We start from the raw sequence: 19,886 nt of genomic DNA on the forward strand, positions 1-19,886 counted from the left end.
CCCTTCATCCCATTAATTGCCTAGCCGTTCTCCCAATGATTTCGATTCCTTTGACAATATCCTCATCCGCCACTCGAGAGAAGCCGATCCGCATCGTATGCTGCCCGCCGCCATCGGTATAGAACATCTCTCCTGCCGTAAAAATAACCCCCTGCGCACGGCACGCCTCAAGCAAAGCTCTTGTGCTAAAGCCCTCCGCAAATGCGACGAACAAATGCAGTCCCCCATCACTCGTCAACGTTTGGTACGGAACATGTTGCTTACAGCATTCCAGGGTCAGCTCATATTTTCGTTTATATTCCGCTCTCGCTTTTTTCAAATATTTCTCCAGATTGCCGTTGTACAAATATTGATAAAGGATCGACTGATCCAGAGTAGAAGTGTGAATCGTCTGCGCCCGCTTGAGGCTCTCCAGATAATAGATCAGTTCCTGATCAGCCAGCACCCAGCCTACCCGAAGCCCTGGGAACAATACTTTAGAGAAGCTTCCGAGATAAATCACACTATTGCCTGCACCCGCCGTCGCAATCAGTGGCGATACATGCGATCCTGAATAACGCAGCTCTTCATTAAAACCATCCTCAATAACCGGAATATCGTATCCCGCCATCAGCTTCATCAGACCCTGTCTTTTCTCAGGAGACATGACAATCCCGGTCGGATTATGGTACGAAGGCACGAAGTACGCACAATCATACTCTCCCGCATCCAATGCCTTCTCCAGCTCACCCAAATGAATACCATCCCGCTCCATCGGAATGCCCTTAATCCCGAAGCCATGCAGCTTGAGGTTCTTGATCGCTGTGTGATGCGTAGGGTTCTCGGTCAGGACCTGGCCACTCTTCCGGTTCAGGGCTGACAATACGATATTGAAGCCCTCCGTGAAACCATTGGTGATCAGGATGTCCTTGCCTTTCATGTCCACGCCCTTGTGTTCCATATATTGATGTAAATAATCGATTAACGGTTTGTAGCCCTTGGCGTAGCCGTAGTTCAACAGGACATTGCCTTCCACTGCCATACGGTCCATGAAGGCCCGTTTAACATTGTCTAGATCGAATAAACTCTCATCCGGCGCAATGCTGGTAAAAGAAATAGTACCCTTTTCCGCACGAAGCCCGTGCTTCATAATATCCAGTTCTTCCGCCAGCATGGCATGATCGTTCAGATGTCGCTTCCAGTCCATAGTGCGGGAAGAAACCGTCACGGTACCGGGTGCAGAAGAGGCTACATAATTGCCCTGCCCTTTAACGGCGTAGACAAACCCATCGTCCTCCAGTCCTTCATACGCCGCGATTACAGAGTTGCGACTAACTTGCAGCAGCACACACATCTCGCGGGTGGACGGCAGCTTCTGACCACCTTGCAGTGCGCCTTTTATAATTAAGTGCTTCATATAGTCTTTGATTTGTATATATACCGGTCGTCCGGCAATGAGCTTAAAATCTTTAAACATCCATCATCGCCCCCATAGCTATCATGGCATAGTTAGCAGGGTAAAAAAAGAACCACGATCCCGGATTTTTCATCCAGTCGTGGTTCTTAGGGGTTATGATCTTGTTTGGTTGATGCTCCAAATACCTATAATTATCTCTGTGCCTATCTCTGTTTCTACTTCTGTTTCTACTTTTGTTCCTACTTTTGTTCCTACTTCTGTTTCTACCTCTGTTCTTACCTTTGTTCCTACCTCTGTTCTTACCTTTGTTCCTACCTCTGTTCCTACCTCTGTTCCTACCTCTATTCCTACCTCTGTTCCTACCTCTGTGCCTACCTCTGTTCCTACCTCTGTTCCTACCTCTGTTCCTACCTCTGTTCCTACCTCTGTTCCCGTGCCTATCCTTGGCCCTGTTGAAAACACGGCCTTCTCTGTGATGAGTATTTCCCCGGTAACTGCGTTATCTGCGTAGATCTGCTCTCTCGCTCCATCTGCCTCTGTTCCATTGCAGCCGAAGTAACAGTAAAGATCCCAGTGGAGGAGCGATCGCCTCCCGGAATGAAGTCCCCGTTCGGGTGAGGGCCAGCAGCTGACGGATCACGCCCCCATGTGTCACCACCAGCACACGTCGGGGCTGGCAGAGCTCTCCCTGAGAAGAACAAGAAGGCACCCCTGTGGCTACCTCCAAACTGTCCAGAAAATGGGCCACTCGATCTGAGAACTGTGCCCAAGACTCGCCCCCTGGAGGGGTGAAGGCGGCGGGATCATCGATCCAGTTCCGGTAAAGCGCTTGGTCCTTCAACTGCTCATAGTTGCAGCCCTCCCACTCACCGAAGTTCATCTCACGCAGCCGCTGATCATAGACAGCACTGGCTGCGAGAGGGGAAGCGACTGCAGTCAGGGTCTGCCGGCAGCGAAGCAAATCGCTGCACCACACTTCCTTGAAGCTCTCGTATCCGGCTAGCTGCTCCTTGAGCCTGAGCAATAACCCTCCGCTGTCCGGCAGCAGCGGGAGATCCGTGTGACCCAGGTAGCGCCGCTCCGCGTTCCACTGTGTAGGGCCATGGCGTATCAGCACCAACTCCAGCTCAATAACTCTACCATTATCCGAATGGGGTTCTGTATTCATATATGCAATCATTCCTATACATGCGATTGGACTGAATCTACTAAAGAGGATAAAAAAGTAATACTCACTTTATCAATTCTTCATCAGTATCTATATAAGACGAACATAAGATCCGAACATAAGATCTGAACGTAAGATTTGAACACAAGATCTGAACATAAGATCTGAACACAAGATCTGAACACAAGATCTGAACACAAGATCTGAACACAAGATCTGAACACAAGATCTGAACACAAGATCTGAACATAAGGCTCGTTGTCACTGATGTGGAATGTTTGGACTTACGGTCGCTGTTGTTCCTAGATTCCTTCTTTATAAACCGTCTCTATATAGAACGCCTAAAATAACAAACAAAGCCTAGAAGTTATCTCCGAAGTGTAATTAACGGCATTTTTGTACTCTAAATAGCCCGTAATTGTCGATAGGTGGTAATTAAGTGCAATTTTGTACCTTAAATTCACTGAAATACCCTCTATTGTACTTTTTTTAAAAAATAAGGTACAAAAACGCCCTTATTCTCCTCATTTACCTCTAATCTACAAATATAAGGTACAAAAATGCCCTTAGTTGGGTAGGTAGCGTCATTTCCCATCGTTCTTTCTCGCTTCTCCCTTAGTCCTCCTTAGTTCTTCTCAGTTCTCTTTAGTTCTCCTTACTTTCCTCTCGCTTTTTTCTTCGGTTCTCCTCGCGTGTTCCTCGTTCCTTTTTGCTTTTGTTACTTTCTTTTGTTACTTTCTTTTGTTACTTTCTTTTGTTCATCTTATCTTTTCTAAAAGATACAAAACTCGCGCGCGCCCTTGCCACCTAGGACAGTGTTAACCGAATCAGCAAACTAGCCTATCAACCAATCAATCAGTCAGTTAGTTAGTTAGTTAGTTAGTTAGTCAGCCAATCAATCAGCTATTAAATCAACTAATCAATCAACTAATCAATCAACTAATCAGTCAACTAACTAATCAGCCAAGCTGTCGCTGCGCAAAGACAAGCAAAGATAGAGGAACAGAGCAACATCATCCGCGAGGCCTGGAGAATATCCTCCGGCTCCATGACCCTGACCGGGTCGCCCATGTAGGCCCGGAAGGAGGTTACGCCATGGTAGACGTTCTCCCCGCCCAGCCGGATACCGAGCGCGCCAGCTACCGCTGACTCTGGGAAGCCGCTATTTGGGCTGGGATGCAGGCGGGCATCGCGCCTGATTATATGTATACAACGCCGCCAGTCTAGGCGTAGCAGCCAGGCGCACATCGTTAGGAGTCCCGCTGTGATCCGGGCAGGAATGAAGTTGGCAACATCGTCCAGCCTGGCGGATGCCCAGCCGAGATGAAGGTACTTGTCATTCTTGTAGCCTACCATGGAGTCGAGCGTATTCACCGCTCGATAGGCCATGGCTAGCGGCGCACCGCCAAGCAGGGCATAGAACAGCGGCGAGACAACAGCGTCTACGATGTTTTCAGCCACAGTCTCCACAGTGCCGCGAACAATCTCCGGGCTGTCTAACGAGGTTGTGTCGCGCCCCACAATCATCCCTACCGCCTGACGGGCAGCGGGAATGTCCCCCCGACGCAGCTCGGTGTAGACGGCGAGGCCGGCGTCCTTCAGACCTTTGGCAGCAATGGTGGTTGAGATTAGCCAGGCCGAGGCGACCCAAGGAAGCCAAGGCGCGATCATCGCGAGCAGCCATAGCAGCAGAGTCGTCAGACCCCAGGCTCCGCCAGCCACGATTAGCGGCAGGAGCAGCCCGGCTGGCCGCAGGTTGCGGGGCCGGGATACGAAACGGCGAATCAGACGTTCCACGGCCTTGATCACCTTCCCCATCCCTACTACCGGATGGGGAAGTGCCCGCGGATCACCTACGATTCTATCAATAATATAGGCGGCGAGCAGAATCAAGGCCGTAATCACAGCCCCTCCTCCCAGGCTCTATTTTCATTGCCTACTCTTATCCCTGGCCTTGTATTTTTATCCGTGCTCATTAACTGTCCTTCCTCGTCTGCAACGATTTCAGGCTGGCTGTGACCGCACCATAGACCAGCCGCCCCAGAGCACCGCCCAGATCGGTAGCTGTCCCGGCATAGACATGCTCAGCGCCGTATCGTCCACTCTGGCTTACGCCCAGTACGATAGCATCTGTTGTCGTACCCGTCGCCGTCAACCCGTTCTCGGGGTCAGTAATCCCGAGATCCGCGAGAGCGGCTGTCTTGGCCTCGACAGCTGTCATCACAGCATTAACCATTGCCGCAGGCGATAGTCGTCCATCAATGCCCAGCATAATGTTAATCGTGCCTGGCCGGTATGCCTTTAGCACGGGGCGGGTTACCCCTGCACGAGCCGCATTGCCTGCAGCTGCCGTAACGCAGCAGAAGATTCCGGCAGAGCCGGTATCTTCCTCGAATACCGCAGCATGCTCCAGCGGCACGGCTGTCATCAGGCCGGCGCAGCCTGTCGCAGGATAACCCCATTCCCGGAGCTTGTTCTCCATATCGCGCACCGGATCACTGCATTCATAATCCCGGCTGACAAACAGATTTACCGCTTGTGTCAGGGGCATCATGCCCCCGCCATATACTGCACTCGACAGTCCATCCACCTCAACCGGGAACGCCAGCAGTAGATGGTCTTCCTGTCGCTCCAGGGTCAGCCCGGGAAAGACCGAAGAATGGATTACTGCGGTCCCAGCTTCATTCATAAAGGGGAGCTTTGCTCGACTCAGCGTGGCTTCATTCCCCTGGATTACAACTCTGTTGAGTTCATTCAGATTGTTTTCATTCAGATTGAGTTCATCCAGATTGTTTTCATTCCGTTTTGTTTCTGTTTCTGTTTCTGTTTCTGTTTCATTTCTATTTTGTTCACTAATATTGATGTCTCTCATCATCCCTTTGCCCCCTCCGTCAACATTGTTTTTTCACTGCCTCGTCGTTGCTGCTCTCTTATAATCTCCTCAATGCGCTGCAGCAAGATGGTATTATCCTCATGCCCTTTGACCGCAATGCGGATATGTCCCGGCCCAAGGCCAGGATACATAGCACAGCTGCGGACCAGGATGCCGCTGTCCCCCAGACAGGCCTGCATCTCTGCCGCACTCCATGGCTGCGGTAGACCGCACAGCAGGAAGTTGGCTTCGCCCGGCAGCACATCACAGCCGATTCTAGTCAACCCTTCCAGCAGCAGCTTCCGCTGCGCCGCAATTAGCTCACGCGTGCGGCGTTCATAGGCCTGCCCGCTGGTCAAGCACGCCTCTCCAGCCAGGAGAGCGAGCGTGTTCACGCTCCAGGTGACCTGTTTATCGGACATGGCAGCGCCAAGCGACGGATGAGCGATAGTGAACCCGAGCCGCAGGCCTGGAATGGCATAGAACTTGGTCATGGAGCGGATCAGCACGGTGTGTGGGAACCGCGCAAGCTCCGGCAGCAGCGTGGCCCGCTGCCCCGGCTCAATAAAGTCGATGAAGGCCTCATCGACAGCCAAATATGCACCACTAGCCTCGGCCTTTTCCGCCAGTAGCACCAGCTCATCCAGCGAATACTGGATGCCATTCGGATTGTTCGGCTGGCCGAGGAACAGCAGCTCCACCCGGTCCAGTAAGCCGGAGAGTTCTTCTACTCCGGCCCGATAGCCGTTCTCCCGGGTGCCCTGCACAGTCAACACCTCTGCTCCGAACTGCTCCGATAGCTGGCGATATTCCGAGAAGCACGGCTCTGCAAGACCTACCCTGCTGGGAGCAAGCGCCAGCAGCAGCAAGGACATACTTTCGGCGGCGCCGTTGCCAACGGTCAGCCATTCACCGGGCACACCCAGCGTTTCCGCGAGCAGGCCCTTGAAGATCCGGTGGCCAGGGTCAGGATAAGCCGTGACCGAGGGCAGCGCCTCCCGCAGCCGTTCCAGCAGCCCTGGCGGCGGACCCAGCGGATTAATGTTGGCGCTGAAGTCCAGAAAAGCGCGGCCCTTCCCCCCGTAGAGTTCCGCAGCCGTCAGCAAATCCCCGCCGTGGCCGTATTTTTCAAGCATAACAGCACTTCCTTATCTTATATTTACGTTACCTATGTAAGCCAATGCCCTCATTTTGCGCTCTAGCTGGAAATTCGTCAATGACTTCGCGCTGCCGAGCGAATCTCTCGTGGAGAGGGTAGTGAAACGCTTTTGTGAATTCCCTACTTTTAGTTTAAAATAAAGGCTGTATTCAATCATGCTGCAACGGAGGAACATTCCATGCTATTTATCGATAACACGGGGATTACGGATGCATCCATCAATCTCGCGATTGAAGAATATGCGCTAAAGCATTTGCCTATGGACGAGAGCTACTTGCTCTTTTATATCAACAGTCCGTCTATCATTATCGGCAAGCATCAAAATACGATTGAAGAGATTAACCAGGAGTACGTGAAGGACAATAACATCCAGGTTGTGCGTCGTCTATCTGGCGGCGGGGCGGTCTATCATGACCTCGGCAATCTTAATTTCAGCTTCATTACCAAGGATGACGGCGAATCCTTCCTTAACTTCCTGAAGTTCACGCAGCCGGTCATCGACTACTTGCGGAGCATGGGCGTCAATGCCGAGCTCAGCGGACGGAACGATCTGCAGGTCGGAGAGCAAAAAATCTCCGGGAACGCCCAGTTCTCTACACGCGGACGCATGTTCAGCCATGGTACGCTGATGTTCGACCTCAATCTGGAGGATGTACAAGCTTCGCTGAATGTTAATCCGGAGAAGTTCAAATCGAAGAGTACGAAGTCGGTTCGCAGCCGCGTAGCCAACATTAAAGATCTTCTAGGGACGGATATGACGATTGAAGAATTCCGCAGCGGTCTGCTGCGCTCAATCTTTGGCATGGAGCCTTCCGAGGTGCCACAGTACAAGCTGGAACAAGACGACTGGGTAAAAATCCATGAAATTTCCAAGGAGCATTACCAGAACTGGGATTGGAACTATGGATTGTCACCGAAGAGCAACGTCAAACACACACGTAAGTTCCCTGCCGGAATTATTGATATCCGGATGGACATTGAAGATTCCTACATCAAGGATATTAAAATTTATGGCGATTTCTTCGGTGCTGGCGATGTGGTAGACGTTGAAAATGCACTTCGTGGCAAACGTTACGAGCAAGTCGAAGTCAGACAAGCGCTGGCCGAGCTGGACCTGAAGCATTACTTTGGACGGATCGAGCCGGAGGAATTTTTCGGGCTGGTTTTCCTGGAAGAATAGATTTCCTGTATATAAAAAAATCAATAAGGCTCTCTCGCTGCACCGCGCAGCGAAAGAGCCTTATTTCTGTTATGTATTGTCCCAGCCATGTTGCTGCAATGTCGTTGCTCAGTCTGTGGTGCTTTACGGCGAGAGAATAAACGCATAGATTACCAGCGCCAGAGTAAGCACAATACACAGATTCTCTACAGCGCTGCCCTTCTTCGTGCCGGTGCTCATCAGCCTCAGACGTAGCTTGAAGGGGATTGGTGGCAGCGGGGTAATCCCGCGCTGAGTAAGGGAGTCTGCCAGCAGATGCAGCGCATAGGACATGCACCCGGCGATCCACAGGCTGCCGCCATCATCCAAGCCACGGGAAGCAAAATACAGCAGCGCGCCCCATCCGGCCACGCCGTACAGCGTGTGCGTTAGCCCACGATGCGGGACAATGGATGCGACGATTAGCACGCAAGCTGCAATATAGTTCCATGGAGCATAGGCGTCTGCGAATGCAATCAGCCCCAAGGCGATCAACAGCATAACAAGATGCCTCAGCCTGCGTCCCGGCAGGAAAGAAACGCTGCCGACAAGCAGCGCCAACGCAATGTTCCAAGGCGGCTGTACTAGGCCGGCAAAATAAAGATAAATAGCTCCGCCAAGCAGCGCCACCTGAAGAATTCGCAGTACGAACTCAGGAATAGCCTTGCGTACCAATAATGAATTGGGCTCATCAATATCTGGCATAAGCGAGCTTACCGCCGCCACAGCAATGGCTGGAATGGTGATCTCATAGCCTAATAGATTCATAACCGACAGGGTAACCCCGGTGCTGATGATTAAATGGGATTTGCCCATCATAGGAGAACCGCTCCCTTTCCAAGATGTAAACGCGAACAAATGTGCGGTTATCGAAGTATACCAAGACCCTGCTCTTTTGTCTAGCTTGAACCCTGAAATGGCCTGTTCCATAAAGGATCTTCGGCAGCTTTGTCTTGTTCTTACTGCTTTTTTAGGATACAATTTGGACAACTTGTCTTTCTGTATAAGACAACTTTCAATGCCAGGCATCAGTACCCATTTGATCTGATTGTTATAACCAGAAAGAAATAAGGAGAGAGAAACCATCCATGTACAAATTGATTGCTATCGACATTGACGACACACTGATTAATGATGACAAGGAAGTTACCCCGGCCACGCAGCAAGCGTTGGAGCAAGCCGTTGCCGCAGGTGTAGTGGTAACACTGGCCACTGGACGCGCCTATGCGTCGGCCCAAGCCATTGCCCGCCAAACCGGACTTAACGTGCCGATCATTACGTACCAGGGTGCACTCGTGAAGAACTTGCTGGACGAGAACGTATTATATGAACGTTATGTCCCGCAGGATGCCGTACGCAAGCTGTTCGAATACTGTGTAGAGCATAATCTGCATTTGCAAACCTACATTGACGATAAACTTTACTCCCGTGAAGAGAACCAGAAGCTGATCGACTACTCCGCTTTGAACAACACCCGTTACTATATCGAACCGGACTGGGAGAAGCTGGTGCCAGAAAAAACACCAAAAATGCTCATCATCGACGATCCTGATTTCCTGGATGAGCTGGCGCCGATTCTGCGTGAGCTGCTGGGAGATTCGGTGCATATCACCAAATCCAAACCTTATTTCCTAGAAATCATGCACCACGAAGGCACCAAGGGCTTGGCTCTGGAATTCCTGGCCGGCCATTTCGGATGCGATCTGTCCGAGACCATCGCTGTCGGCGATTCCTGGAACGACCATGAGATGCTGGAAGCAGCAGGCCTGGGTGTAGCCATGGATAACGCAATCCCGGCGCTGAAGGAAATCGCTGATTTCATCACCCTCAGCAACAACGAGGACGGCGTCAAGCATGTCATCGAAAAGTTCATTTTGCAGAGCGAAAATTAATACAAAAGTGCCGCACAACCGTGTATTTTAACGGCGTGCGGCACTTTATTTATATATAGATTTAGTGACCTGTTGACGAAAGTATCGTTTCCTTGATCTGAGCTTCTTCCTATTCACTCTCCAACTGTGAGCCGTAGCTTCATCCAGCAACAGAGTCGGTGCATCTTTCAGAATTGTCCTGGTAATAGACAGTCTCTGGCGCTGACCCCCTGAGAGTCTGGCCCCTTCCTCAACAACCTCTGAATCCTGCCGCATATAGGCAAAATACCCTCTGTTGCTGGAACGAATCCACTCTCCCCTAAAATTCCGCTCCTCGCACCTTGGCATACACCTTACTGTCATGTAATTCCCCGTTCATTGCCCGCCGATTGCTACGTAAAATCCCGTCCAGCGTATAGCCCGCGCGTTCCGCTACGGCTGCACTTTTCAGATTATGGGCGCTGCAACGGATCTCAATCCGGTTCGCTGCCAGCTCTCGGATCGCAAATTCCGTGACCCTGTTCACCGCTTCGGTCATGTACCCTTTGCCAGCGCAGCTGCTCCTGATCCAATAGCCAATTTCAAAACTGCGAATGTCCCAATTGATGCTGTGCAATCCGGTGCAGCCAACGAACCGACCAGACGCTTTGTCAAAAATACGCAGGTGCATTTCAGTACGCTTTAGAAATTCCAGCCTTGCTTCACGTGTGAACTTCTCTGATTCCTCCAAAGTCTGCAAGGTTTGGGCGAACGGCATCCAGGGCTTCAGCAGCTCCTGACTTTCCACAAGCGCTTCATGCATACTGGCGCCATCCCCCCACAATGGAGCTCGGATCAGCAGACGTTCTGTCTCAAAGCTTTCGGGAAAATCAAACAAGATTGGTTCTTGTGATCCTGACATTATGTAATCCTCCAATGTATTTGATTGTTATGCTAAATAGATTGAAGCTGGAATTTTCACACGAGCTAAGTACGTCATTGCGGAAAATATAACTATGTAATTCTTTTACGCAGGTATATCGATTATATTTAAAACCCCCTAATAATACCATTAATTTGTATATATTAGGACATAAAAATACCGTTCACACCAGGATCATTTTCCAGGGGGTGAACGGTAACATTTTATACGAGCATATTTTAATACTATAAAGAGCTTCCCGGTTCATACAAAGTCAGGAAAGCCTCAACGACTTCGGCCGAATTCTTCGCGGCCAGATCGACGTTGGAGGTGAACAATTCAGCAGCTCCCGCGCCGACATTGTCTGAGATCCCGCGGACCGAAAAGAAGGGAACCCCGAATTGATAAGCCGTTTGGGCGATGGCTGCGCCCTCCATGTCCGATGCCTTGGACTCAGGGAACCGTGTCCGGATGGAGACAGCAAGCTCCGAATGCCCGATGAAAGAATCCTCTGTGGTCACAAGTCCCGTCACGACGCTCCGCTCACTATTGATGAGGGCAGCTCCTTCCAGCGCCAAGGCTACCCATTGCTTATCCACCGGGTACGAAGCTGGCATCTGCGGTACCTGTCCGTAGACATAATTAAAAACAGTAGCATCCACATCACTGTAGGTAAGTTCCTCGGCAATTACTACATCGCCGATCTGGAGGCCCGGGTCCAACGCACCTGCAGCACCAATGTTGATAATCAGCTCGACCTGAAACCGCTCCAATAAAATGGAGGTGGTCATTGCCGCGTTGGCCTTGCCGATCCCGGATTGCACCAGCACAACATCCTTGCCCTTAAGACGTCCGGTGAAGAAATTGCTTTTGGCCACTACCAACTGCTGAATGTCCTCCAAATGTGATTTGATCAATGCTACTTCTTCTTCCATTGCCCCGATAATTGCGATACTCATGACTTTCCCGCCTTCTCTTTGTTGGAATTTGCTCTGTATTCTGTTGTATAAAGCTCAAGCTGTGCTATTGCATCTGCTACTTCTTCTGCTCCAATGTGACCCGGCATTCTGTGAATGGAAGCGTTCTGAACGGTGGCCCGTTCTCCAAGCTGAAGCCAATCCTCACGCCCCAGATGTCCAAGTCCCATATCCTGAAGGCAGGCGGGCAGACCCAACTGCTCATAGAATGGCAAAAGAAAATCAATCTCCGTCCGGTTGTCCTCTAGCGCAAGCTGCACCAGCACTCCGTAAGCCACTTTATTCCCGTGCAATTGCCCATGGGCTTCCGGTATGGCCGTTAGCGCATCATGGATGGAATGAGCACCCGCTGTACGCCCATAATCCTCTCCGAAGCCGCCCACAAGACCAGCAACCATAATAATAGTCTCGGCAATTCGTGTCAGGTCCTCATTGGCCTGTCCCCTCCGTAGAGCTTCAAGTGCAGCCTCGCTGTGTTGCAGCAGATGCTCCTTGCATTTTCGTGCCGCATACCAAGCCAGCTCCACCTCTACTGGAGGGGAAGCCATGCCCCGGATGATCACATCAGCTTCGTACCATTTGGCCAGGGTATCCCCGATACCGGCGATCAGCAGCTCTGGCGGGGACTGCGCAATGACCTGTGGATCAAGCAGAACCAGCGCATTGCTGTATGGAAACACATCCATACTCACAAAGCGTCCCTGATCGTCATACATGACGCTCAGGGACGACCATGCCGCACAGGTCGAGGCCAGTGTGGGCAAAATAATCGCAGGAAGCCGCAGTGCGGCTGCTGCGCTTTTGACCAAATCGCTTATTTTTCCGCCACCTACTGCGATAATAGCTTGAGCCTCACGATCTACAGCTTCAGCCACGATTCCGTCGCGCTCCGGATAGGTGCATTCCCCGCTGTATGCATACAGGTGGACAACCGTCGCCTTCAGTTCAGGCAGAAAGGGCTGCGCCGCACTCCATGAATCCCGGCCATGCACAATCAATACTGTGTGAATGCCTCTTCGCTCCAAGTGCTGCTCTAAGCTACCCCAAGAACCCGGTCTACAGATGAATTCTTGCGGTGCAGCCCGAACTATAATTTCCGGCTTCAATCCTTCGTTCACCCTGCTCATTAGTTACGCCGAGCCTTACGAGCCAGCACGTTGCCAAGAGACTGAATGCCCTGCACGAAAATAATCAGGATAACCACCGTAACGATCATGACAAACGTATCGAACCGTTGATACCCGTAGGAAATAGCCAAATCACCGATGCCGCCCCCGCCAACCGTACCGGCCATAGCCGTAGCCCCAATCAGACCGATCGTAGCCGTTGTCATCGTCAGAATCAGAGACCCAAACGCCTCCGGCAGCAGAAAATGCCAAATCACCTGGAAGGTCGTTGCGCCCATGGCCTCCGCTGCTTCCAGAATTCCCGGACTGACTTCAAGCAGAGAATTCTCCACCAATCGCGCGATGTATGGCGCTATATAGACGATCAGCGGCACAATAGCCGCACTAGTACCAATGGAAGTATGTACGACCCATCTTGTAAACGGAATGATGGCGACCAGCAATATAATGAACGGAAGAGAACGTACAATATTGATCACCGGATTCAGTACCGAAAAAACAAATTTATTTTCCAGAACGCCTCCAGGCCGTGTAATTACCAGTACAATACCAAGCGGAATCCCGAGCAATGCGCCGAAGAACAGGGAGAAGCCCACCATGACCACCGTTTCCCTGAGGGCTCCAAAAAGCTGATCTGCCGTTATCACCGTATTCATACTTTATCCACCTCCGTAATCTCAACGCCCTGACTCAGCAAATAGGATGCAGCCTGATCAATTGTGCCGTGATCCCCGTTCATCTGCAGAATCATCGTTCCCAGCGTCGTGTTCTGAATTTCCGTCATATTGGCAAATAAAATATTCACATTAACCTCATGATTGCGAATTAGATTGTTAATGACAGGCTCGGATGCCGCACCACCGACGAATTTGAGTCTGAATAGCCTTCGTCCGCTTTCTGCTTTGAGCGTATGGATTACACTTTGCGGCACACTGTTGTGAATCACTGTCTGTACGAAGCTCTGTGTCGTAGCATGACAGGGATTACCGAAGACCTCCAGCACGTTGCCCTGCTCAATGATCTCTCCCTGTTCCATCACCGCTACTTTGTTGCAAATCTGCTGGATGACCGCCATCTCATGGGTAATGATCATAATCGTGATGTTGTATTCCTCATTGATCCGTTTCAGCAGCTCCAGAATGGAGCTGGTCGTCTGCGGGTCCAGCGCTGAAGTCGCTTCATCGCACAGGAGAATGGACGGATTACTGGCAAGTGCCCGGGCGATACCGACCCGCTGCTTTTGCCCACCGGACAGTTCCTTAGGGTAGCTAGCAGCCTTGTCACTGAGCCCTGTGAATTTCAGCAATTCTGTAACACGCTCGCGGATTTCCTCTTTGCTCTTCTTGAGCAGCACCAGCGGAATAGCAATATTATCGAATACAGTCTTGGATTCCAGCAGGTTAAAATGTTGAAAAATCATGCCGATCCGCTTTTTCACCTGCCGCAGCTCGGAGGGACTGTATTTGTCAAGCGGCTCCCCGTCTACAAAGACCTGACCGCTGGTCGGGCGTTCCAAATAGTTCACCAGACGAATCAGCGTGCTTTTGCCAGCACCACTGTAGCCGATTACCCCGTAAATATCCCCTTTTTCAGCGCGGAGACTGACTCCTTTCAAGGCCTTAATGGATTGTCCTTTGCGCTCAAAGGATTTATGGACATCTCTAAGCTCAATCATGCTGCACGCCTCCTGACTGTACGGCTATACCCGATTTTTTAAAAATACCTGTCGCTGCAATTCGATCAATGGCTTCGTTCAACCTCTCCTCGCTGTTCACCAGGCCGACTCTGACATAGTATTCCCCCTGCTTGCCAAAGCCTGCTCCCGGCGCCACTGCAACATGCGCTTCATCCAGCAGACGCTCCGCAAAAGATTCTGCGGTGTACCCTTCCGGCACTTTGAACCAGGAGAAGAACGAGCCCTTGGGCGCTGTAACTGCCCAGCCGATTCCCCGCAAACGGTTCACCAGAAAGTCACGCCGCTGCTCATATAAGGCCCCAAGCTGCTGTACACCCTCTTGTGGTCCAAGTAGCGCAGCCGCCGCAGCATCCTGCACCGCCCCGAAAATCGTGCTGTAAGCCTGAGTATGAAAGTGCTTGAGCGCTCCGATGACCGAAGCATTTCCCACCGCGAAGCCGAAGCGCCAACCAGCCATGTTATAGGTCTTGGAAGCCGTATACAACTCCACACCATAATCTTTGCCCCCAGACTGCTGAAGGAAGCTCAGCGGCTTGTGTCCATCGAAGCCAAAGGCACCGTAGGCAAAGTCATTCAGCACCGGAAACTTGTGCTTTGCAGCAAACGCCAGCGTCTGCTCAAAAAATTCTTCCGTAGCGATCGCACCTGTCGGATTGTTAGGATAGTTCAGCATCAACAGCTTCACCTTCCGGGCAATCTCTTCAGGAACGCTCTCATAGCGGGGAAGAAAACCATCCTCTTCGTAGACGGGTATCGTCTGAATTTGTGCTCTTGCCAGAATCGCCGCAGCGAAATAAGGCGGGTATGCGGGATCCGTTGTCAGCAGCAGATCGCCGGGGTTCAGGAGACTTTGTGGAATACCCACCACACCAATCGCCGAACCGTTGAACACAGCTACCTCCGTCTCCGGGTCAAGCTCTACATTGTATTCCCGCTTATAAAAAGCTGCTACCGCCTCCCGCGCGCTTCCCTTACCGTAAAAAGGCGGATACCCCTGATTCAGCGGCTCTTCGACCGCTTCTTTCAGAACTTCGATAATATGCTGCGGGGTCGGCTGATCCGGAGTTCCACTTGCCAGATCAATAACGTCAACTCCCTTGCTGCGGTATAAGGCAATCTTGTCGTTGAGCGCACTGAAATAATTATTAGGTAATTCGCTGACTACATTAGAAGGTCTAAAGTCCATTGTTTTACACCTCTTTAGCAAAGATCGGTTTTGGTATCACCGTCATCCTATCCCCTCAACAAATAGGAGGGTCTGCCACTTCTCCGTAAAGGAATGGCAGACCAGATCAGTTATTATTTAAAGTAACTTGGCAGCTTGTAACCCTCATAGACCGGGTTCGATTTGATGTATTTCTGGAACTCGTCCGAATGGTAGCCCTCTACAATATCCTTAACGAACTGTGCGTCCTTGTTCTTGCTGTCAATCGCCACAATGTTGGTAAATGGATCCGTCATGTTCTCCAGTTGCAGCGCTGTCGTCAGCTTAATATTGTTAGAAACAGCGAAGTTCCCCTGAATAGCAGCATAATCGACGTCTTCCAGCGCCCGTGGACCTTGTGCCGGCTCGGTGGCTATGAACTTCAGGTTATGCGGGTTGGAAGTGACGTCCGAAAGAGAGGTCTGCAGCGGATCAATATTGTCCTTCAGCGTAATCCAGCCGATATCCTTCAGAACATTGAGCGCACGAAGCATATTAACCGGCTCATTCGGCAAATTGACCTGATCGCCATCGCTCACCTCGTCCAGGCTTTTATGCTTCTTGGAGTAAAGGCCCATCGGCGGCGTCGGCACCTGCACAGCCCCTATCAGATCAATCTTTTCTCTCACATTGATAGATTGCAGATACAGAGAATGCTGGAATACATTCGCGTCGATCTCGCCATTAGCCACAGCCACGTTCGGCTGAATGCCATCGGTAAATTCTTTATATGTAATTTGATACCCTTTCTTCTCCAGATAGGGTGCTACTCCATTTTTGAACTGATCACTATAAGGTCCTGGATTGAAGCTGATTCGCAGTGTTTTCTTGTCCTGGCTGGAAGCATCCCCTGAACCGGCAGCTTCCTTGTTGTTACCGCATCCTGCAATAAAAAGTGCGGCAGCGACGATGATTAGTGCAGAATGAATCCATTTTTTCTTCATATGATGTTTCTCCCCCTTGACGTGTTGCTCTCCCCTAACGCAAGACTAGTTCGAATAATACCAAGTAATTGCATCAGATTTAAGATGTTTCATATGTTACAATGCATTAATATTCATGTCAACACATTTACAAACATAATCCGTATAATGTACTATGAATAATCCGCTTTGGCAGACCTAACTATTTACATCCCTACCGGGTTGTGATAGTTTGGAATGAAAAGTCCCGAAAGGAAGAGATATAATCATGGCACAAGTAGAAAGTTTCCAACTAGACCACACCAAGGTGAAAGCACCTTATGTAAGAATTGCAGGTACTGAAAGCAATGAGAAGGGTAGCACCATTCAAAAGTATGATCTGCGCTTCCTTCAACCGAACGAGGATGCCCTGCCGACAGCAGCGGTACACACGCTGGAGCACTTGCTCGCGACTTACCTCCGCGATGAGCTGGAAGGTATTATCGATATTTCCCCAATGGGTTGCAGAACTGGCTTCTATCTTATTATCTGGAACGAGCATAATCCTGCCGACGTGGCAGCGGCACTTACTAAGGTATTGCACAAGGTTCTCGAAACCGAGCATGTGCCTGCGGTCTCTGCCCTGGAATGCGGAAATTACAAGGACCACTCCTTGTTCAGCGCTCAAGAATACGCCCGTATCGTACTGGATGCTGGCATCAGCGACGATCCATTCAGAGCCTAAGATAGAAGGGAACTGTGCAGCATGCTGAGCATTGATTTTACTGGCAAAACATTGATCGTTACCGGCGGCCTAACCGGGATCGGCAAGGGGATAGTGGATTTGTTTCTGGAGGCCGGGGCTAATGTCGTCATTGGCGACATCGCCTGCAAGGCAGATTATGAGCATATCCATGAACGGCTGGTTCATCTTCGTATTGATGTCACAGTGGCTGAGGATGCCACCAGACTCATCGAAGGAGCCGTTCAGGCCTTCGGTCGGATCGACTTTCTGGTGAACAACAGCGGCACGTCTACCATGGATTTTGCCGTGGACATCAAGGAAGCCGACTGGGACAAAGTCATGGATATCAATGCCAAGGGCGTTTATCTAGTCTCCCAGGCGGGAGCCAGACAGATGCTGCGCCAGGGCGGTGGCGGTCGGATTATCAATATTGCCTCACAGGCGGGGAAGAACGGCTATCGCTGCATGGGGAACTACGTGGCCTCCAAGCACGCAGTGCTGGGATTCACCAAAGTGATGGCGATCGAACTCGCCAGTGAGCAAATTCTGGTGAACGCCGTCTGCCCAGGAATTGTGGAGACGGATATGAAACGCCGTGAACGGATCGAGGGCGCACAGCTCCGCGGGATGACGCCGGAAGATATTCTGGCAGAAGACCGCTCGCAGGTTCCGCTAGGCCGGACCGCCGAGCCGGAGGATGTAGCGAACGTGGTCCTGTTCCTCGCCAGTCCTTTCTCTTCATACATGACCGGGCAAGCCATCAACGTAACCGGCGGCATGACCATGCATTAGTAGACCACTTGGGTTAGAGGATAACTGCGTTAGGGGATAGCTGCGGTTAGACGATAGTCGCAGTTAGACAATAGTTGTGGTTAGACAATAGCTGCGGTTAGACAATAAAAGGAGCACAGTATTCGGGTATCCCCCGTGACTGTGCTCCTTTTTAATGCTATGAATTAGCTACATAAAACGCATTTAAAAACAAACATAGCTAAGAAGAAAGAGAACTTATATAAGAAGGTTATATTAAGAAGCATCGAAATATAATTAACGGCATTTTTGTACCTTAAATCCTCTGCTGCTAAGGGTTATTGGAGATTAAGTGCAATTTTGCACCTTAAATCCTCCAGAATCACCCCTTCAGCTTGCTTTTCTCAAAAATAAGATACAAAAATTACCTTATTTTCCTCATTTGACTATTTTTAAGAAAAATAAGGTGCAAAAATGCTCTTAGTTACGGACGTGGCCCCTCTTTTCCACTATTAAGACGACCAGTGAAGGGGAATTTACTGCTTCTAGTGGTTGAAATCTGTTGACACTCTATGTTCCGGTGCTAGCTTGCCTATGGAAAGCTTTCAGGCGAACACTTTGCCCCTACAGTTCCAAACTTCCCGTTCGTTCATCTTCGCTTTTTGTTAATTTCTTTTGTTCGGCTTATATAGTGACACGCTAGTGCTGCTAAATGATAAATGCGGCTATATGCGTTTTCTGATCACTTGATTTTCCATGCTCTGGTTACCCAACTGCCCCTAATTATAATACTTACTATACTTCTCTACTGACATGCTCGCTCTCCACTTGCACCTCTTGCTATATTCGCTGCACTTACTCTACCCGCTGTACCTGCTCTACTCCCATACCTGCTTTACTCCCATGCCTGCTCTACTCCCTATACTTACTCTGCCGCGCTTCCCAGAGGAACCCTCATTCCCGTCCGCGCCAGTGTAACATGCTCCGGCAGAATATAATCCTTTCGTAAATCAACATCATGAGACATGTGGGTGTATATAGCCCGGCGGGGCTTTACTTCCTTCAGCAGTTCCGCAGCCTCGGTCATATCGTAAACAGATCGGGTGGATAGCTCAGCTGCTTCATAATAGAAGCTTGTCCCCAGGACCAGCAGATCGGCGTTATGCATACGCCGGGTCTCTTCCTCCCCGAGCGAGATAGAGTCTGGACAGTAAACCCACGCATACCCCTCCTTCTCCAGTCGGTAAGCATAGGAGTAGCCATTTTTGCCATGACACACTCTCCATGTCTCTATCGCCCAGCCGTCCAGTGTGATCCCTTCATCACAAGGAATCATATCCAGTTGATTCTCCAGCCAAGGATACTGACGTTGAATCACCGGAATAACCTCTGCGGGCGCATAGAGCTGACCTCGATACCCCATCCAGCGGCAAGCGTCAGCCCACTCGGGAAGGCCACCGATATGGTCAAAATGAGCATGTGTCACGAGCAAGCGCCGCATATGGCGAATTCCCTGTTCTTCCATCTGTCGTCTCCAGTCCGGACCGCAATCAATCACCAGCCCGTCGCTGCCGTTGTCAATCAGTACGGAGGAACGAAGCCGAGCGTTTAGTCCGCCCGTTCTCGACTCTGAACAAGTCTCACAATCGCAGTAAACCCGTGGAACTCCCATTGCATCGCCCGTGCCCAAAAATACCAATGTATCCATCAGTTCTCTCTCCTTCTGTCCTATCACGAAGTCTTGTATGCCCATTATAAAACAGGTTAGAGCACCATTGCACGAAGCCAAGGACCCACTTAGTACACCCTATATAGGTCAGCCCCTATAATAAGAAAAGCAGAAAAAGGGACAATCAGCACATTCTAGCTAACCTGATAATACAAAAAGTCGCCCACAAGGCGCTTTGCCCTACGAACGAC

General features: G+C 50.5%; 20 protein-coding genes. 4 read left to right on the forward strand and 16 right to left on the reverse strand.

The genetic code is table 11. The features are described 5' to 3' along the window. Positions 1–4: 4 nt before the first annotated feature. From ACFORK_RS17210 to ACFORK_RS17235, 6 genes are all read right to left on the reverse strand, one after another. Entirely contained in the window at positions 5–1,456 is a 1,452-nt protein-coding gene (locus ACFORK_RS17210; RefSeq protein ID WP_379201068.1) for an aminotransferase-like domain-containing protein, read from the reverse strand. A 93-nt stretch (positions 1,457–1,549) separates the two neighbouring features. Further along, a complete protein-coding gene (locus ACFORK_RS17215) occupies positions 1,550–1,858 on the reverse strand; it encodes a hypothetical protein (RefSeq protein ID WP_379201071.1) in 309 nt (102 codons plus the stop codon). A 37-nt stretch (positions 1,859–1,895) separates the two neighbouring features. Further along, the gene (locus ACFORK_RS17220) at positions 1,896–2,564 is read right to left on the reverse strand and encodes a histidine phosphatase family protein (protein ID WP_379201073.1); all 669 of its coding nucleotides are present in this window, start codon (positions 2,562–2,564) and stop codon (positions 1,896–1,898) included. A 951-nt stretch (positions 2,565–3,515) separates the two neighbouring features. Then, positions 3,516–4,469 (reverse strand): adenosylcobinamide-phosphate synthase CbiB, encoded by a 954-nt coding sequence (gene cbiB, locus ACFORK_RS17225; RefSeq protein WP_379201076.1) that lies wholly within the window; start codon positions 4,467–4,469, stop codon positions 3,516–3,518. A gap of 70 nt (positions 4,470–4,539) precedes the next feature. Continuing rightward, positions 4,540–5,439, reverse strand: coding sequence for an adenosylcobinamide amidohydrolase (locus ACFORK_RS17230; RefSeq protein ID WP_379201078.1), 900 nt, complete (start codon positions 5,437–5,439; stop codon positions 4,540–4,542). After that, positions 5,436–6,572, reverse strand: a complete 1,137-nt coding sequence (locus ACFORK_RS17235; RefSeq protein WP_379201080.1) for a pyridoxal phosphate-dependent aminotransferase — start codon at positions 6,570–6,572, stop codon at positions 5,436–5,438. Before ACFORK_RS17235 ends, ACFORK_RS17230 begins: the two co-directional genes overlap by 4 nt. A 201-nt stretch (positions 6,573–6,773) precedes the next feature. Here ACFORK_RS17235 and lplA point away from each other — a divergent pair, with 201 nt between their 5' ends. Next, a complete protein-coding gene (lplA, locus tag ACFORK_RS17240; RefSeq protein ID WP_379201082.1) occupies positions 6,774–7,775 on the forward strand; it encodes a lipoate--protein ligase in 1,002 nt (333 codons plus the stop codon). 123 nt (positions 7,776–7,898) lie between these two features. On the opposite strand, the gene ACFORK_RS17245 is transcribed toward lplA, so the two are convergent. Continuing rightward, complete coding sequence (locus tag ACFORK_RS17245; RefSeq protein ID WP_379201084.1) at positions 7,899–8,612, reverse strand: metal-dependent hydrolase; 714 nt, start codon at positions 8,610–8,612, stop codon at positions 7,899–7,901. Between the two features lie 269 nt (positions 8,613–8,881). Here ACFORK_RS17245 and ACFORK_RS17250 point away from each other — a divergent pair, with 269 nt between their 5' ends. Then, the gene (locus tag ACFORK_RS17250; RefSeq protein ID WP_379201086.1) at positions 8,882–9,685 is read left to right on the forward strand and encodes a Cof-type HAD-IIB family hydrolase; all 804 of its coding nucleotides are present in this window, start codon (positions 8,882–8,884) and stop codon (positions 9,683–9,685) included. A 45-nt stretch (positions 9,686–9,730) separates the two neighbouring features. Here ACFORK_RS17250 and ACFORK_RS17255 read toward each other — a convergent pair whose 3' ends face one another. From ACFORK_RS17255 to ACFORK_RS17290, 8 genes are all read right to left on the reverse strand, one after another. Then, complete coding sequence (locus ACFORK_RS17255; protein WP_379201088.1) at positions 9,731–10,027, reverse strand: ATP-binding cassette domain-containing protein; 297 nt, start codon at positions 10,025–10,027, stop codon at positions 9,731–9,733. Next, positions 9,984–10,565, reverse strand: a complete 582-nt coding sequence (locus ACFORK_RS17260) for a GNAT family N-acetyltransferase (RefSeq protein WP_379201090.1) — start codon at positions 10,563–10,565, stop codon at positions 9,984–9,986. The genes ACFORK_RS17255 and ACFORK_RS17260 overlap by 44 nt, the downstream gene beginning before the upstream one ends. 245 nt (positions 10,566–10,810) lie before the next feature. Further along, positions 10,811–11,524, reverse strand: a complete 714-nt coding sequence (locus ACFORK_RS17265) for a 5'-methylthioadenosine/adenosylhomocysteine nucleosidase (RefSeq protein ID WP_379201092.1) — start codon at positions 11,522–11,524, stop codon at positions 10,811–10,813. Further along, positions 11,521–12,669: an iron-containing alcohol dehydrogenase family protein gene (locus ACFORK_RS17270; protein ID WP_379201094.1), complete on the reverse strand. Its 1,149-nt coding sequence runs from the start codon at positions 12,667–12,669 to the stop codon at positions 11,521–11,523. The genes ACFORK_RS17265 and ACFORK_RS17270 overlap by 4 nt, the downstream gene beginning before the upstream one ends. Then, complete coding sequence (locus tag ACFORK_RS17275; RefSeq protein WP_379201096.1) at positions 12,669–13,325, reverse strand: methionine ABC transporter permease; 657 nt, start codon at positions 13,323–13,325, stop codon at positions 12,669–12,671. The genes ACFORK_RS17270 and ACFORK_RS17275 overlap by 1 nt, the downstream gene beginning before the upstream one ends. After that, the gene (locus ACFORK_RS17280) at positions 13,322–14,344 is read right to left on the reverse strand and encodes a methionine ABC transporter ATP-binding protein (RefSeq protein WP_379201098.1); all 1,023 of its coding nucleotides are present in this window, start codon (positions 14,342–14,344) and stop codon (positions 13,322–13,324) included. Before ACFORK_RS17280 ends, ACFORK_RS17275 begins: the two co-directional genes overlap by 4 nt. Further along, positions 14,337–15,551 carry an aminotransferase class I/II-fold pyridoxal phosphate-dependent enzyme gene (locus ACFORK_RS17285; RefSeq protein WP_379201100.1) on the reverse strand — a complete coding sequence of 405 codons (1,215 nt, stop codon included), beginning with the start codon at positions 15,549–15,551 and terminating at the stop codon, positions 14,337–14,339. Before ACFORK_RS17285 ends, ACFORK_RS17280 begins: the two co-directional genes overlap by 8 nt. Positions 15,552–15,664: 113 nt before the next feature. Next, the gene (locus ACFORK_RS17290; protein ID WP_379201102.1) at positions 15,665–16,513 is read right to left on the reverse strand and encodes a MetQ/NlpA family ABC transporter substrate-binding protein; all 849 of its coding nucleotides are present in this window, start codon (positions 16,511–16,513) and stop codon (positions 15,665–15,667) included. 247 nt (positions 16,514–16,760) lie between these two features. On the opposite strand from ACFORK_RS17290, the gene ACFORK_RS17295 reads away from it, so the two are divergent. Continuing rightward, a complete protein-coding gene (locus ACFORK_RS17295) occupies positions 16,761–17,216 on the forward strand; it encodes an S-ribosylhomocysteine lyase (protein WP_379201104.1) in 456 nt (151 codons plus the stop codon). Between the two features lie 21 nt (positions 17,217–17,237). Further along, complete coding sequence (locus ACFORK_RS17300) at positions 17,238–18,008, forward strand: SDR family NAD(P)-dependent oxidoreductase (RefSeq protein ID WP_379201106.1); 771 nt, start codon at positions 17,238–17,240, stop codon at positions 18,006–18,008. An 883-nt stretch (positions 18,009–18,891) separates the two neighbouring features. Here the strand turns inward: ACFORK_RS17300 and ACFORK_RS17305 are convergent. Beyond that, a complete protein-coding gene (locus tag ACFORK_RS17305) occupies positions 18,892–19,674 on the reverse strand; it encodes an MBL fold metallo-hydrolase (RefSeq protein ID WP_379201108.1) in 783 nt (260 codons plus the stop codon). Between the last annotated feature and the right edge of the window lie 212 nt (positions 19,675–19,886).

Source organism: Paenibacillus sp. GCM10012306, from assembly GCF_042649265.1.
In the GTDB taxonomy this organism is placed as follows: Bacteria; Bacillota; Bacilli; order Paenibacillales; family Paenibacillaceae; genus Paenibacillus_AQ.

Excerpts from the sequence above, each read along its gene's own strand:
- ACFORK_RS17210 (WP_379201068.1), bottom strand. The coding sequence starts at position 1,456 with ATGTTTAAAGATTTTAAGCTCATTGCCGGACGACCGGTATATATACAA.
- ACFORK_RS17220 (WP_379201073.1), bottom strand. The coding sequence starts at position 2,564 with ATGAATACAGAACCCCATTCGGATAATGGTAGAGTTATTGAGCTGGAG.
- ACFORK_RS17230 (WP_379201078.1), bottom strand. The coding sequence starts at position 5,439 with ATGATGAGAGACATCAATATTAGTGAACAAAATAGAAATGAAACAGAA.
- ACFORK_RS17235 (WP_379201080.1), bottom strand. The coding sequence starts at position 6,572 with ATGCTTGAAAAATACGGCCACGGCGGGGATTTGCTGACGGCTGCGGAA.
- lplA (WP_379201082.1), top strand. The coding sequence starts at position 6,774 with ATGCTATTTATCGATAACACGGGGATTACGGATGCATCCATCAATCTC.
- ACFORK_RS17245 (WP_379201084.1), bottom strand. The coding sequence starts at position 8,612 with ATGATGGGCAAATCCCATTTAATCATCAGCACCGGGGTTACCCTGTCG.
- ACFORK_RS17250 (WP_379201086.1), top strand. The coding sequence starts at position 8,882 with ATGTACAAATTGATTGCTATCGACATTGACGACACACTGATTAATGAT.
- ACFORK_RS17255 (WP_379201088.1), bottom strand. The coding sequence starts at position 10,027 with ATGACAGTAAGGTGTATGCCAAGGTGCGAGGAGCGGAATTTTAGGGGA.
- ACFORK_RS17260 (WP_379201090.1), bottom strand. The coding sequence starts at position 10,565 with ATGTCAGGATCACAAGAACCAATCTTGTTTGATTTTCCCGAAAGCTTT.
- ACFORK_RS17265 (WP_379201092.1), bottom strand. The coding sequence starts at position 11,524 with ATGAGTATCGCAATTATCGGGGCAATGGAAGAAGAAGTAGCATTGATC.
- ACFORK_RS17270 (WP_379201094.1), bottom strand. The coding sequence starts at position 12,669 with ATGAGCAGGGTGAACGAAGGATTGAAGCCGGAAATTATAGTTCGGGCT.
- ACFORK_RS17275 (WP_379201096.1), bottom strand. The coding sequence starts at position 13,325 with ATGAATACGGTGATAACGGCAGATCAGCTTTTTGGAGCCCTCAGGGAA.
- ACFORK_RS17280 (WP_379201098.1), bottom strand. The coding sequence starts at position 14,344 with ATGATTGAGCTTAGAGATGTCCATAAATCCTTTGAGCGCAAAGGACAA.
- ACFORK_RS17285 (WP_379201100.1), bottom strand. The coding sequence starts at position 15,551 with ATGGACTTTAGACCTTCTAATGTAGTCAGCGAATTACCTAATAATTAT.
- ACFORK_RS17290 (WP_379201102.1), bottom strand. The coding sequence starts at position 16,513 with ATGAAGAAAAAATGGATTCATTCTGCACTAATCATCGTCGCTGCCGCA.
- ACFORK_RS17295 (WP_379201104.1), top strand. The coding sequence starts at position 16,761 with ATGGCACAAGTAGAAAGTTTCCAACTAGACCACACCAAGGTGAAAGCA.
- ACFORK_RS17300 (WP_379201106.1), top strand. The coding sequence starts at position 17,238 with ATGCTGAGCATTGATTTTACTGGCAAAACATTGATCGTTACCGGCGGC.
- ACFORK_RS17305 (WP_379201108.1), bottom strand. The coding sequence starts at position 19,674 with ATGGATACATTGGTATTTTTGGGCACGGGCGATGCAATGGGAGTTCCA.